Raw genomic sequence first — 14,657 nt, forward strand, 5'->3', positions numbered from 1 at the left:
GCACTAGGTCGGGCTCTTCTTCTTTTTTAAGGAGTGTCAGGAGTGCATCTAAAGAGTCAGCTTCGAGGAGGTTAGCACCACTCACCGCCATATGTACCGATTGGAACAAGGCGTTGCGGAACAATGGGTGATCATCAGCGATGATAATGGTGTAGGTCGAATCCATGACGTTAAACACTTTTGACTATTTCGTTAATGGAATTATTGTCCACCTTTAAGAGGGGGGACAATGTTTATGCGCTAAAAGTCTGAACCAAATCGACTTTTATTAGAAAAATTGCATATAAACGCAAGTTTCGAGATTTTATTGAGACAATAAAAAACGCCAGTGAGGTATCACTGGCGTTTGAATGATTCACAATCAGAATTGGTTGATGTGTGCTAAGAAAGGCTCGGCCTGCATAAAACCGGTCAAACGAGCGTTTGAAACATGTTTGCCATTCGCATCCCAAAATTCAATCGTCGGTAAACCTAATACATTCATATGCTTAAGAAGTTCGATGTCTTGTACTTGGTTCTTGGTTACATCGGCCTGTAGCAGCACAAAATCTTGCAGTTTTACTTCGACACTTGGGTCATGGAAGGTGTACTTTTCAAACTCTTTACATGCGACACACCAATCAGCATAGAAGTCGAGCATCACGGGTTTACCGGCTTGCTTAGCCAATGCCAATTGTTGTTCGAGCTCTGTTACATTGGAGACGCGCGTAAAGCTTACTGTCACTTGTTGAGTTTGCGTTGTTGTGTGGCCACCAAACCAGTAATTAAGTGCTGGTTGAGCTGACGCAAACAAACCAAGCACAGCGATAATGCCTACTGCACTTTGTTTCCAACCACCAAACTCAAGGCTGTTCTTGATGTGGTATAGCCAACCAAATGCAGCGATACCTAGTGCTGACCACAATGCCGTTGCCCATATTTCTGGCATGATGCGCTCAAGTAGGAAGATAGGCGCTGCCAGCAGAATGAAGCCGAATAGGGTCTTAACGCGATCCATCCAACCCCCTGCTTTTGGCAGAAGTTTGTTGCCGAATACAGCAACAAGAATGAGTGGAATTCCCATACCCATCGCCAGTGCGTAAAGTGCGATACCACCAGTCAGCAAGTCACCGCTTTGTGCAACGTAAAGTAGCGCACCAGACAGTGGCGCCGTGGTACATGGTGAGCACACTAGACCTGAAATCGCGCCCATGGCGAATACGCCTGCGCTGCTTCCGCCTTGTTGTTTGTTGCTTAGGTTGTTTAACCACGTTTGCACGCCACTTGGCAGTTGCAGGTTATAAACGCCAAACATCGACAGTGCGAGTGTCACGAACAGTACACTCAAACCAATCAACACATAAGGGTGTTGCATCGCAGCTTGGAACTGCATGCCCGCAGATGCCACCACAAGGCCAAGTAGGGTGTAAGTCAGCGCCATGCCTTGCACGTAGACAAACGACAAGCCTAGCGCACGGCGTTGGCTTAGTTTGCCACTGCCAAGCACGATGCTGGTCAAAATTGGGTACATCGGCAGTACACATGGTGTAAACGCCAAACCCACACCAAGCGCCAAGAACAGAAGTGGTGTCCACCAGTTATCAGCAAGGTTAGCGGCAAGGCTATCTTGCTGTGTTACTGGAGCCGATGGTGTGTCGGTAGAAGTAGATGATTGCACCGCTGGTGGTACTTGTTCTGCTTTTGGTGCAGTCGTCGCCGCTGTTGAATCTGAGTTCGACGAAGTAAACGCGCTGATAGGAATTACGCGAGTTTCTGGTGGGTAACAGAAGCCAGCTTTGGCACAGCCTTGGTATTGCACCACCACGCGTGCACCGTCTTGCCAGTCATGCATTGGCACGTTAACAAACAGTGGCTGGGTGTAGATATGCACGTCACCAAAGAATTCATCTTTATGCGGCGTGCCGTCTTCCATTTGCAGTTCGCCTAGCGACACATTTTCGCCCGCAACGGACAAGCGCTCTTGATACAGGTAGTAACCATCACGTACCTGCCAGTCCAGCATGAGCTTACCGTCCTGCTGGTAATAGTTGAATTGGAAAGCCTGATCGACAGGCACAAACGTATCGTTGCTGTTGCCAAAAGTGTTGCTTTGGCTGTTCCCTAACTGATCATTGCCAAACAGAGCAAAAGAAGGCGCAGAAAAGGTAATAAGCCCTAAGAGTAAGACGGAGAGTAATGCACGCATAAAAGGTTCAATTCATCTTAGATAATTGCAGTTAGTGTAACTCAATCAGACCTGCTGGCTAGCCAATAAGTTTCATGGAAGTGAAGATTTGTTAACCGTTGTCCAATACAACAGGCAATAAAAAAGGGAGCCGAAGCTCCCCCGAGTAAGACTCTGTTTCTGCTAGATCAGTAGCCCACCGAACGCGAATCCAAGTGCAACTGCTGAAGCGATAGTTGCTACGCCTGGTACGAAGAATGGGTGGTTGAATACGTACTTACCGATACGAGTTGAACCCGTGTCGTCCATCTCAACCGCAGCCAGTAGAGTTGGGTAAGTTGGTAGTACGAATAGCGCACTTACTGCTGCGAAAGACGCAACTGCGGTAAGTGGTGCCACACCGATTGCTAGTGCTGCTGGCATCAGCGCAACGGTAGTTGCACCCTGCGAGTAAAGCAGCATTGAAGCGAAGAATAGAACAAGTGCTAGCATCCATGGGTAGTCTGCTAGTAGTGCACCCGCAACTTCTTTGATGCCATCAACGTGCGCGTTAACGAACGTAGAACCTAGCCATGCCACACCAAGTACACACACACACGCTGTCATACCAGAGCGGAATGTTGCAGCAGCTGGGATTTTGCCTGCATCGATTTTACAGCTCAATACGATTGCTGCGGCTGCCGCTAGCATTACTGCCATGATCGCTTCGTTACGACCAAGTGCTGGGTTTTCGATAAGACCAATTGAACCAGAGATCGCTGCTGCGTAGCAGACTACGAATGCGATAGCGCCTAGGAAGATGAATGTTGCTTTCTTCGCTGTTGGCAAGATTTCGCGTTTCGATTCTGTGTTTAGCTTGATAAGGCCTTTTGCTAGACGGTCTTGGTATTCAGGATCATCTTTAAGCTCGCTGCCCATGAAGTTCGCAACAAATGCACCGATCATACAAGCGATGAAGGTGGTTGGGATACAAACCGCTAGTAGCGTTAGGTAATCAACGCCAAATGGGTGAAGCATTGCTGCGAACGCTACAACTGCCGCTGAGATAGGCGATGCTGTGATAGCGATTTGCGAGGCAACTACCGCGATAGACAGTGGACGAGAAGGACGAACACCTTGGCCTTTCGCTACTTCTGCAATAACTGGCAAAGTAGAGAATGCTGTGTGACCTGTACCTGCTAGTAGTGTCATCAAAAATGTCACGATAGGTGCGTAAAAGGTGATGCGTTCGGGATGTTTACGCAAAAAGTCTTCCGCAACCTGAACCATCCAATCTAAACCACCCGCTACCTGCATTGCAGCGATAGCAGTAATAACAGACATGATGATCAGGATTACATCGACAGGGATGAAAGACTGGCTTGTCGGGACGCCTAGGATTAAAGACAATGCAATTACCCCAGCACCACCGGCAAAGCCAATGCCGATACCACCGATTCTTGCCCCCAAATAAATGAAGAGCAGAACCACGAAGAGTTCGACCATTACCATATTGATACCTCTTTTAGTTTTTAATGATTCTGATTTTTTGAACACTCAGGAACAGGTGTAAATGCTCAGAAAATCAGAACCCGAGCGGCTTACGGCAATAAAAAGCGCATAAAAATTGTGGTTAACCGTATCAGAGCCTAAAAAAGGGCCCCGTTTGGGACCCCTTTCACCAGCGATTACTCGTAGCGTTTCGCTTTATAAGTCGGATGCATGAAGTTTTCAACCGATAAGATGTCATCTAGCTCTTCTGCGGTTAATAAACCACGTTCTAGAACCACATCACGTACGCTCTTACCTGTTTCAGCACAGATCTTACCAACAATGTCGCCCTCGTGGTGACCGATGTATGGGTTTAGATAAGTCACGATACCGATAGAGTTGTAAACGTAGTTTTCACAAACTTCTTTGTTCACCGTGATGCCATCGATACATTTGTCACGTAGGTTCACACATGCGTTGTGTAGTAGAGAAATAGACTCAAACACGCTTTGTGCGATTACTGGCTCCATTACGTTTAGCTGTAACTGACCGCCTTCTGCTGCGAAAGATACCGTGTTGTCGTTACCTAGAACCTTGAAGCAAACTTGGTTTACGACTTCTGGGATAACTGGGTTTACTTTAGCTGGCATGATAGAAGAGCCCGCTTGCATTTCTGGTAGGTTCAACTCGTTTAGACCAGAGCGAGGGCCAGAAGAAAGTAGGCGAAGGTCGTTACAGATCTTCGACAGTTTCACTGCTAGACGTTTGAGCGCGCCGTGCGTCATTACGTAAGCACCACAGTCAGATGTTGCTTCGATTAGATCTTCTGCTGCAACCACTTCTACACCCGTAACTTCTGCTAGGTGTTTTACGGCTAGTGCTTGGTAGCCTGTTGGTGCGTTTAGACCAGTACCGATAGCTGTTGCACCTAGGTTGATTTCTAGTAGTAGCTTAGACGTGTAGTCTAGGGCGCGAATCTCTTCGTTTAGTGTCACTGCCCATGCGTGGAACTCTTGACCCACAGTCATAGGAACCGCGTCTTGAAGCTGAGTACGACCCATCTTCAAGATGTCTTTGAATTCTTGTGCTTTAAGTTCGAATGCACCTTTTAGGTATTCGATCGCTTCCATCAACTGATGAACACTGTTGTAAACCGCGATTCGGAAACCGGTAGGGTACGCACAGTTTGTTGATTGGCTCTTGTTTACGTGATCGTTCGGGTTGATGAACTCATATTGGCCTTTTTCTTTGCCCATCAGTTCAAGCGCAACGTTCGCAATAACTTCGTTAGTGTTCATGTTCACTGACGTGCCTGCACCGCCTTGGAACACGTCTGAAGGGAACTGATCCATGCACTTACCTGTTTCAAGGATCAAATCACACGCTTCTAGAATGTAGTTAGCAACGTCTTTTGGAATTGCGCCTAGCTCTTTGTTTGCTAGTGCAGCGGCTTTTTTCGTCATTACCATACCGCGTACAAACTCAGGTACGTCAGAAATGGTAGTGCTTGAAATATTAAAGTTTTCGATAGCGCGAAGGGTGTGGATGCCGTAGTAAGCATCAGCAGGAACATGACGTTGACCTAATAGATCTTCTTCAATACGAGTGGCTTGGTTTGCTGTCTTTGGAGCATCAGATAGTGTAGCCATAACAGGATCCTTAGATAATAATTCTGATATTTAAGTTATTTATTAGCCATTTCTGCAATCTAGAATCCGTTCATCAGAGTTTTTGGCTGGAAAAACCGTCCTGACTTATGTGGCACATCATACTGCACCTAGCGCATAAAAATAGTAAGTGGATCACCTTTTTCGCTTTTAATGCGTCAATAATTTGCAAAGTATGAACGGGATATTAATAACCCTTTATGGGTAGGTGTTTTTCCTCGACAAACATGGATTTTAAGAGTGCGAAAATAGCACTTTTCAACGATCAAATTTTATATATGCACCTTTATTCAAAGGGCGTTTTTTGTACAACGCATTCTCCCTATGATGAACACGCTTTTTTACAACGATTCGTTTGAGCTTAGTAGGCTTTTGCCATTACACTGAAATCAACAAAGGAGGGCATGTGTTTCCTATCTTATTATTGGCGTTTATTTTCGTCCCGATCATCGAAATCGGCCTATTTATTCAGGTGGGAGGCTTTTTAGGTCTTTGGCCTACGATTGCTTTAGTTCTGATCACCGCATTTGTTGGCGCGTCTTTGGTACGCAGCCAAGGCATCCAGACGTTGATGTCAGTGCAAGGTCGCTTAGAGCAAGGTGAGCTTCCGGCTCAACAGATTTTTGAAGGTGTGATGCTGGCAGTTGCAGGCGTATTGCTGTTAACACCAGGTTTCATGACCGACGCATTGGGTATGTTGGTGTTGCTTCCCGCGCCACGCGCTGCGATTGCGAAATACTTAATGAGCAAGATGGTGGTGAAGACCATGAATGGTGGCGGCTTCCAAGGTGGCTTCTCAAATCAAGGTCCCTATGAACAAGACCCGTTTCGTCGTGACCCATTCGATTCTCAATCGGACAACGGCAATACCTTCGAAGGTGAGTACGAGCGTAAAGACGACAATGATCGTAACAAGCTCAACTGATTTAATCGGTAAGTAAGAAAAGCAAAAGAGCGCATTTAGCGCCCTTTTTAGTATCCGTGATTTGGTGCGCTTACATTGCGCCTTCAAAACCCATTTGACGCCATGCTTCAAACGCGATGATCGCAACGGCATTAGAAAGGTTCAGGCTACGGGCATCTGGCATCATCGGGATGCGGATGCGCTGCTCCATTGGCAAGCTATCAATCACATCTGCTGGTAGTCCGCGAGTTTCTGGACCAAACATCAATACATCGCCTTCTTGGTATTTTGCATCGACGTGATGACCTGTGGTCTTTGTCGTGCATGCAAACAAGCGGTAGTTGCCTTGTTTCTCTTTCTCTAAGTATTCCAAGAAGGCTTGATAATCTTTATGACGCGTCACGCGAGCCAAATCGTGGTAATCCAAACCTGCGCGGCGGACTTTCTTCTCTTCTAGATCGAAACCTAGTGGCTCAATCAGGTGGAGATTCGCACCACAGTTAGCACACAGGCGAATGATGTTGCCGGTGTTCGGCGCGATTTCTGGTTCGTATAGAGCGATATCAAACATGGTATTGAATTAGGTTGGTCAAAAACAGACGGGCAGTATATACCCAAGTCACCTTGAGAAGCGAGATTCAACACAATGACTTGGGGGCATAAGGGCGTGTAGGTAAACCTTGTCGCCCAGATGTTGAAAGGTTTAACTGAGTGCGCGAGCGTAGTTTTCTTCTACTGCGCGCCAGTTCACTACGTTCCACCATGCTTCAATGTACTCAGGACGACGGTTTTGGTAACTGATGTAGTAAGCGTGTTCCCAAACATCCAGCGCTAGAACTGGCTCACCTTGCACCGCGGCAACATCCATCAGAGGATTGTCTTGGTTGCTCGTGGAGGTAATCTGAATCTCTCCATCCTTTACGACTAGCCAAGCAAAGCCTGAGCCGAAGGTATTGATTGCCGCTTGGGCAAACTCGTCTTTGAATTTTTCGAAGTCACCAAACTTGTCGTTGATGGCTTGAGCGAGTGCACCTTGAGGCTCACCGCCACCGTTTGGTGACATGCAGTTCCAGTAAATGATGTGATTGTAATAGCCGCCACCGTTGTTGCGGATAGCTGGACTGTGTTGAGAAATGCAAGCGAAGATATCATCGAGGCTTTGGGTCTCGAGAGCGCTGCCTTTTGCGGCAGCCATGAATTTATCGTAATAGGTTTTGTGGTGTTTGCTGTAGTGAACTTCCATGGTTTTCGCATCGATGTATGGTTCTAGTGCATCGTAGCGGTACGGAAGCTCTGGAAAAATATGCGACATTGTAAATCCTCCTTTATGAAGGATTTACTTTAATGCTAATGAAAATCATTATCAACTTTGATCTTTGTAAGGTTATTTGCCTATTTTGAGTAATGGCAGAGTAATCGTGACTCGTAAACCACCCAATGGGCTGCGACTTGCGATAATCGAACCGCTGTGTTGGCGGATGGCACTTTCGGTAATGGTTAAACCAAGACCGGTACCGCCAGAATGACGATCACGGGCTGTCGAGACTCGGTAAAATGGGCGGAAGATGGCTTCTAATTCTTCTTCAGGCACACCTTCACCGTTGTCATCTACAATGATGTTCAAGGTGTCTGCGCTGTCTTGAATGTCGATCCTCACTTCATCTTTGCCATAGTAAATCGCATTACGAATGATGTTTTCTACCGCACTCATCAGTAGTTTTGGATTGCCAGAAATGCTGCGTTCAGGAAGGTTAGAGTAGTTCAATACTTTGCCCATTTGTTCGGCTTCAAACTGCGCATCCTTAATAATCTCTTCCCACAAACTTACTATTGGCTGAGTCTCGCGCGTCATGTGACTGTTCACTTGCATGCGTGACAATTCGAGTAGTTCGGCGATCATCTGCTCTAAACGTTGCGCTTCGGTGTCGATTCGGGTCAACTCTGGACTTTCCCCTTGCTTACGAGTCGCCAGCGCACTTGCCATACGCAAGCGAGTCAAAGGCGAACGTAACTCATGTGAAATGTCTGAGAGTAAACGCTGCTGGCCAGAAATCATCTGATTCACAGCCTCGACCATTTGGTTGAAGCTGGTTCCGGCTTGACGAAACTCGGTGGTGCCTTTCTCTAGGTTCGGATCGATGACAAACTCACCTTTCGCGACGCGTTGCGCTGCACTTTCCAAGCGTCGAGCGGGTTGGCTCAAAGCCCACGCTAACCAAAGCAATAACGGAGTACTCACGAGCATAACTGCAAGCAGCAATTGCAATGGGTGATCGAACAGGCGCAACATGATTGGTGGCGGCTCATTCCATTTAAAGCCGACGTACATCAACAGATCCGAATTGGCGATTTTGATTGGCACGGGGCCTGCGATCATGTAGCGACCGTAAAGCTTTTGCTTCGGTTGGGACTGATCTTCAATGCTAGTGACAAAGTTTTGTAGCGCACGTAGCTTGAAATCTCTGTGACCTGATGAAGTTGTCAGTACGTTGCCTTCGTGATCGGAAAAGAAGATACGTGGACGCGGATCATGTTTACTGCGTCGCTGACCTTCGATGCTGAACAAAATCTTGCCGAGGTTATCTTGTTTGCGATACTTCTTCTCGATACCGTCACGTATTTCAATCATACGCTGATAGTGGTCTTGCGGGATGTCGCGTGCTTTCCGTGGGTCAAGGTGTGGTAATGACAGCACTGCCATCAGAACCAAAAACATGGTGAACCAAAAGATGGCAAAGATGCGTCCATACAAGCTGTTTATCTTCGGCAGTTTGAAGCGTGGTGCTCGCATTAATCCTCCTCAATCAGCATGTAGCCGCGCCCGCGTAGCGTTTTAATACGAGGCTTACCGTTACTTTGGTCTGGCAATTTTTTACGTAGGTTGGATACGTGCATATCGATCGCACGATCAAACGCGGCTAAGCGCTTGCCAAGTACATCTAAGCTCAAGGCTTCTTTAGTTAGCACTTGCCCAGGGTTTTGCACAAAGTGTGTCAGAAGAGCAAACTCTGTCGTCGTTAAATCTAACAACGTCTGTTCGCAGTATGCTTCTTGTTTGCCAGGGAAGAGTTTGATTTCTTGGTACTCAATGCAGTCACTGTTTTTCGCGCTCTTCTGGGTGCTGCTGGTACGGCGCAAAATCGCCCGGATCCGAGCGAGTAATTCGCGGTCGCTAAACGGTTTTGGTAGGTAATCATCGGCACCCAGTTCTAGGCCGATAACGCGGTCTATCTCTTCGCCTTTCGCCGTTAGCATAAGCACTGGCGTCTCCCAGTTTTCGCGCAGGCGTTTTAGGGTTTCCATTCCATTGAGTTTTGGCATCATGACATCGAGCAAAATAAGGTCAATTTCATCAGTGACAGCCGCGAGGCCTGCTTCTCCATCGTTGGCTTCACTGACGTTAAAACCTTCAAAGCTCAGTACCTCTTTAAGCAGACTGGTTAGCTCGGTATCATCATCAATCAAAAGAATGTTCGCCATTTGAGTACCTATTTATGATTCGTGGTTGCTTTAATATTACATGGGAATGATAGGTAACGAAGAGTGTAAAAATCACTCTTTACGATTCTTTACGGTCTCTATACGTCGCTTTACCTAGTAGGTCGTATTCTACACTCAAGCGCTGTGAGAACAGCTCAGAAGAATCACTAACCTGTGTAAGGAATCAAATTATGAAAACTGCAAAGAAACTAGTACTGGCTGCTGTTGTTCTACCACTAACTCTAGGTACAGCGAGCGCATTCGCATTTGGTGGTAAAGATCATAAAGGCCATCGCGGTGAATGCGGCAAAGGTATGGACCGTGGCATCATGCGTCAACTAGACCTGACTGATGCACAGAAAGACCAGCTAAAAGAAATGCGTGAAGCTAACAAAGCGGCGATGAAAGCAAAATTCGCAGATGGTCACGAAGCACACATGGCAGAGCGTCAAGCGCATCACGATAAAGTTCAAGCACTTCTATTGGCTGATAACTTCGATGAAGCCGCAGCAAACGACCTAGCAAAAGAGATGGTTGAGAAGCAAACTGAGCGTCGCGTTAAGATGCTAGAGAAGAAACACCAAATGCTGAGCGTGCTGACTCCTGAGCAAAAAACAAAATATGTTGAGCTACAAAAAGAGCGTCACCAAGAGTGTGGCGAAAAAATGCAAAAACGCATGCACAAGCACCACAACAGCTAATCGCTGAAAGATAAAGTAAAAGAGGTAGCCTGAGTGCTGCCTTTTTTTGATCTTGGCGATTTCATACTCATTCAATAATTCTCAAGGTATACTCAAAGTACGGTTTGAGTTAACTCTTTGATTATGAAACACGAATATGCACGTTTAGTCACGACCGCTGCTTGGACGGCGACCATTGTCGCGACGATTCTTTTAATAGTAAAAGTCATTACTTGGTGGGTGACGGGCTCTGTCAGTCTGCTTGCTTCCTTGATTGACTCGATGCTGGATATCGCCGCATCGGTCGTGAACCTTATTGTTGTACGCTATTCACTACAACCCGCTGATAGAGAACATACTTTTGGCCATGGTAAAGCGGAGTCGCTAGCAGCACTGGCGCAGGCAATGTTTATTTCTGGTTCTGCTGTCTTCTTGATTCTTAATGGTATTGAGCGATTTTTCCGTCCACATGAGCTGAATTCACCTGAGCTAGGGGTTTATGTCTCTCTATTCGCTATGGTCGTTACTTTTGGGCTCGTGATGTTCCAAAAGCATGTGGTACGTAAAACGGGTAGCCAAGCGATTGCTGCTGACTCACTGCATTATCAAACCGATTTATACATGAATGGCGCCATCATGGTGGCTTTAGGATTGAGCTATTTTGGGGTAACGCAAGCCGATGCAGTGTTTGCGGTGGGGATTGGTATCTTCATTTTGTACAGCGCTTTCAAGATGGTCAGCGAAGCGATTCAGACATTGCTCGATAGAAAGCTACCAGATGAAGAACTGGAGCAGATCCGTGAAGCCTGCATCAATGTTGAAGGTGTGTTAGGAGTCCATCAGCTAAGAACTCGCATGTCTGGGCCGACGCGCTTTATTCAGTTGCATTTAGAGTTGGATGATCATCTACCTTTAATAAAAGCCCATCATATTGCCGATAAAGTTGAAGATAATTTGTTGGCGCTTTTCCCGGAAGCGGACGTCTTGATCCATCAGGATCCGTTGTCGGTCGTCTTTGGACCAGAGAAAGAACAAAAGGCGCAAGATTGGTAGCGGTCGAAAAATCAGACCAAGCGTAACGACAAATAGGCGCTTATTGGCTATCTTTCCATCACTACTTACTAAGAATCGTGATCCTGATGTGAATCAACGAAGTTGCAAAGAGAAACTGTAATACTCTTACATAAGTAGAAAAGTTACATAAAAAAGTGTGTTTTCATTGGTATTCCTGTAGAGGAAATGTAACATAACGCACAGTTCTGGATTATGCAGGTTGCTTGGTAACAAGGGGCCTAGAAGAAAATTAAATAAATTGATTGCCAAAGATCGAGGGTGAGCATGATTAAGAAGATCGGTGTTTTAACAAGTGGCGGTGACGCACCTGGTATGAACGCAGCAGTACGCGGCGTAGTTCGTACAGCACTATCTGAGGGATTGGAAGTTTACGGTGTTTACGATGGCTACCTAGGTCTTTACGAAGGCCGCATCGAGAAGCTAGATCGTTCTAGCGTTTCAGATGTGATCAACAAGGGTGGTACATTCCTAGGCTCTGCACGTTTCCCTGAATTCAAAGAAGTGGAAGTTCGTGAACAAGCGATTGAGAACCTGAAAAAGCACGGTATCGATGCACTTGTTGTTATCGGTGGTGACGGCTCTTACATGGGTGCTAAGAAACTGACTGAAATGGGCTACCCATGTATCGGTCTACCAGGCACAATCGATAACGATATCGCAGGTACGGATTACACAATCGGTTACCTAACTGCACTAAACACAGTTATCGATGCAATTGACCGTCTACGTGACACGTCTTCTTCTCACCAACGTATTTCTATCGTAGAAATCATGGGTCGTCACTGTGGTGACCTTACTCTGATGTCTGCAATTGCTGGTGGTTGTGAATACATCATCACGCCAGAAACTGGCCTAGATAAAGACAAGCTAATCAGCAACATCCAAGATGGCATCTCAAAAGGTAAGAAGCATGCGATCATCGCACTTACTGAGCTGATGATGGATGCAAACGAACTAGCGAAAGAGATCGAAGCTGCGACAGGTCGTGAGACTCGTGCGACGGTTCTTGGTCACATCCAACGTGGTGGCCGCCCAACAGCGTTCGACCGTGTTTTAGCATCTCGCATGGGTAACTACGCGGTTCATCTACTAATGGAAGGCCATGGCGGTCGTTGTGTTGGTATCGTGAAGGAGCAGCTAGTTCACCACGACATCATCGATGCAATCGAGAACATGAAGCGTCCAGTACGTAACGACCTATACCAAGTTGCTGAAGAGCTATTCTAAGCAACTGGTTAAACTCAGAATCAAAAAAACCGCGGTTATCCGCGGTTTTTTATTATCTAACGTTTACGCTGATGGTTAGTGTTCTGCCAATGTTATTCTTCGCTCACGCAGTGCAAACCAATACCCTAATAGCCCGCCCATCGTATTCCCCAGCGCAATACCAATAAACAAACCTTCAATGCCATAAACGTGGCTACCAATCCAAGCTGCAGGCAAGGTAAATACGAATAAACGCATGAAGCTCCATTGGAAGGCGCGCATTGGTTTGTGCATTGCGTTGTAGCCACTGACTAGCATCATCACAATCCCTTGGAAGCCATAACTAAATGGCACCACCAATAGGTAATGCCAAAGCAGATCTTTTACGGCGGCTTCCTGAGAGAACAAGGCTGCAAGAGGAATACTGAGTGGCACCATCATCAAGAAGATAAACCCTTGGAAGAGAACTGCGAACCGCATGCTGAGGAACCAACCGGAAAAGGCTCGAGCAGGATTACTTGCCCCAAAGTTCTGTGCCATAAATGGGGTGAGAGCGGAAGTGAGAGACATTAAAACCAACAACAGAATCGATTCAATTCGCTGAGCTGCGCCATAAGCTGCTACTGCAGCTGTCCCATGACTTGAAAGCAACATCATCAGGATTGCGCCCGATAATGGGTTCATTGCATTGGAGAGCGCTGCAGGAGTGCCGATTTTTAACGTTTGTTGCCAGTCTTGTTTGATGAATTGCCATTGCGGCGGGGCAAGTAGCTTCTCACGTTTGACCAGTAGGTAAAGCGAACCGCATAACGCGCCAAACCAACTGAAGGCACTAGCAATCGCCGCGCCTTGGATGCCCAATTCAGGGAAGGGCCCGTAACCAAAGATAAGCAATGGATCGAGAATACCGTTGATAAGCCCTGCCAGCATCATGATTTTAGCTGGAGTTTTGGTATCGCCGGTTGCGCGAATCGCACTATTGCCCGCCATTGGAATTACCAACAGAGGAATAGTGAGATACCAAACCTGCATATACTGTGCGATCAGCGGAATAGAATCTTCTTTCGCGCCCAAGAAGCTGAACAGCGGCTCGATAGTAAAAAAGCCTAGTGTTGAGGCGATCATCACCAGCACAACTGCCAGCAATAACCCGTGGCTGGTAAAGCGAGCAGCTTGAGGAGCATGGCCTTGACCTAACAGTCTACCAATATTGGTAGAAAGCCCCATGCCGATGCCCATGGTGATGCAGTTCACTGCAAAGGTGACGGGAAAAGTGTAACTGATTGCTGCTAGGGCTTCTGTACCCAGCAACGAGATAAAAAAAGTATCGACCAAGTTAAACATCAAAATGGCAATCATGCCCATCGTCATCGGGATGGTCATTTTGCGTAAGGTGTCAGGAATGGGCGCGGTCAACAAACCATGCTTATCTTCGGCCTGATTGTCCGGCTTGTTTTTTTCCAACATTTTTGATGTCTATCTGGTGAGGGAAACGCAAGGATACAAGAAAGCGAGATAGTGGGCGAGTGAGCATTTCGCACGCAAACCGTTGCCTAGCTGCTGGTTATTTTAACTAAGTCACAAAAAATTCACGTCTACCCCTTGGGATCGTTAGGTTTGCCCCTTATATAGTGATCACGTGCCCTACACGGGCAATTATCAAATAAACATGAAAACTTTCAGGAGAGACGACCGATGAACATTCGTCCATTACATGACCGAGTTATCGTAGAACGTAAAGAAGTTGAATCAAAGTCAGCGGGTGGCATCGTTCTAACTGGTTCTGCTGCGGAAAAATCGACACGTGGTGTTGTTCTAGCTGTAGGTAAAGGCCGCATTCTAGAAAACGGCACAGTGTTACCGTTGGACGTTAAAGTTGGTGATACCGTTATCTTCGCTGAAGGTTACGGCACAAAGACTGAAAAAATCGACGGCAAAGAAGTGCTAGTAATGTCTGAAAACGACATCATGGCAATCGTTGAGTAATAGCAATCATTGAGTAATTTTTTGCT

General features: G+C 46.6%; 14 protein-coding genes. 5 read left to right on the plus strand and 9 right to left on the minus strand.

What is annotated here, in order from left to right; genetic code table 11:
• From VJL_RS22040 to aspA, 4 genes are all read right to left on the minus strand, one after another.
• Window positions 1-166, minus strand: a 166-nt coding sequence (locus tag VJL_RS22040; RefSeq protein ID WP_038881478.1) for a hypothetical protein, incomplete at its 3' end; no start/stop codon positions are given.
• Between the two features lie 195 nt (window positions 167-361).
• Window positions 362-2,185, minus strand: a complete 1,824-nt coding sequence (locus tag VJL_RS22045) for a protein-disulfide reductase DsbD (protein ID WP_038881479.1) — start codon at window positions 2,183-2,185, stop codon at window positions 362-364.
• Between the two features lie 162 nt (window positions 2,186-2,347).
• On the minus strand, window positions 2,348-3,655 hold the full coding sequence (locus VJL_RS22050) for an anaerobic C4-dicarboxylate transporter (protein WP_038870965.1): 1,308 nt from the start codon (window positions 3,653-3,655) through the stop codon (window positions 2,348-2,350).
• 176 nt (window positions 3,656-3,831) lie between these two features.
• Window positions 3,832-5,283: an aspartate ammonia-lyase gene (aspA, locus tag VJL_RS22055; protein ID WP_038870968.1), complete on the minus strand. Its 1,452-nt coding sequence runs from the start codon at window positions 5,281-5,283 to the stop codon at window positions 3,832-3,834.
• Window positions 5,284-5,707: 424 nt separating this feature from the next.
• Here aspA and VJL_RS22060 point away from each other — a divergent pair, with 424 nt between their 5' ends.
• Window positions 5,708-6,226 (plus strand): FxsA family protein, encoded by a 519-nt coding sequence (locus VJL_RS22060; RefSeq protein WP_038870971.1) that lies wholly within the window; start codon window positions 5,708-5,710, stop codon window positions 6,224-6,226.
• A gap of 70 nt (window positions 6,227-6,296) precedes the next feature.
• On the opposite strand, the gene trmL is transcribed toward VJL_RS22060, so the two are convergent.
• From trmL to VJL_RS22080, 4 genes are all read right to left on the minus strand, one after another.
• Window positions 6,297-6,776: a tRNA (uridine(34)/cytosine(34)/5-carboxymethylaminomethyluridine(34)-2'-O)-methyltransferase TrmL gene (gene trmL / locus VJL_RS22065; protein ID WP_012126507.1), complete on the minus strand. Its 480-nt coding sequence runs from the start codon at window positions 6,774-6,776 to the stop codon at window positions 6,297-6,299.
• A 132-nt stretch (window positions 6,777-6,908) separates the two neighbouring features.
• Window positions 6,909-7,517, minus strand: coding sequence for a superoxide dismutase (locus VJL_RS22070; RefSeq protein WP_038881481.1), 609 nt, complete (start codon window positions 7,515-7,517; stop codon window positions 6,909-6,911).
• Window positions 7,518-7,589: 72 nt separating this feature from the next.
• On the minus strand, window positions 7,590-8,996 hold the full coding sequence (gene cpxA / locus VJL_RS22075; RefSeq protein ID WP_038881482.1) for an envelope stress sensor histidine kinase CpxA: 1,407 nt from the start codon (window positions 8,994-8,996) through the stop codon (window positions 7,590-7,592).
• Window positions 8,996-9,685, minus strand: coding sequence for a response regulator (locus tag VJL_RS22080; protein WP_038870981.1), 690 nt, complete (start codon window positions 9,683-9,685; stop codon window positions 8,996-8,998). Before VJL_RS22080 ends, cpxA begins: the two co-directional genes overlap by 1 nt.
• 191 nt (window positions 9,686-9,876) lie before the next feature.
• Between VJL_RS22080 and VJL_RS22085 the strand changes: the two genes are divergently transcribed.
• The 3 genes from VJL_RS22085 to pfkA all read left to right on the plus strand — a co-directional run bounded on the left by VJL_RS22085 (window position 9,877) and on the right by pfkA (window position 12,666).
• Complete coding sequence (locus VJL_RS22085; RefSeq protein WP_038870983.1) at window positions 9,877-10,386, plus strand: CpxP family protein; 510 nt, start codon at window positions 9,877-9,879, stop codon at window positions 10,384-10,386.
• Between the two features lie 123 nt (window positions 10,387-10,509).
• Window positions 10,510-11,418, plus strand: coding sequence for a CDF family cation-efflux transporter FieF (gene fieF / locus VJL_RS22090; RefSeq protein WP_038881483.1), 909 nt, complete (start codon window positions 10,510-10,512; stop codon window positions 11,416-11,418).
• Window positions 11,419-11,703: 285 nt separating this feature from the next.
• Window positions 11,704-12,666, plus strand: coding sequence for a 6-phosphofructokinase (gene pfkA, locus VJL_RS22095; RefSeq protein WP_038870987.1), 963 nt, complete (start codon window positions 11,704-11,706; stop codon window positions 12,664-12,666).
• A 75-nt stretch (window positions 12,667-12,741) separates the two neighbouring features.
• Here the strand turns inward: pfkA and VJL_RS22100 are convergent, their stop codons facing one another.
• Window positions 12,742-14,112 (minus strand): MATE family efflux transporter, encoded by a 1,371-nt coding sequence (locus VJL_RS22100; protein WP_038881484.1) that lies wholly within the window; start codon window positions 14,110-14,112, stop codon window positions 12,742-12,744.
• 228 nt (window positions 14,113-14,340) lie between these two features.
• Between VJL_RS22100 and VJL_RS22105 the strand changes: the two genes are divergently transcribed.
• A complete protein-coding gene (locus VJL_RS22105; protein WP_005381516.1) occupies window positions 14,341-14,631 on the plus strand; it encodes a co-chaperone GroES in 291 nt (96 codons plus the stop codon).
• Window positions 14,632-14,657: the final 26 nt, after the last annotated feature.

The organism is Vibrio jasicida CAIM 1864 = LMG 25398, from assembly GCF_000400365.1.
Lineage (GTDB): Bacteria > Pseudomonadota > Gammaproteobacteria > Enterobacterales > Vibrionaceae > Vibrio > Vibrio jasicida.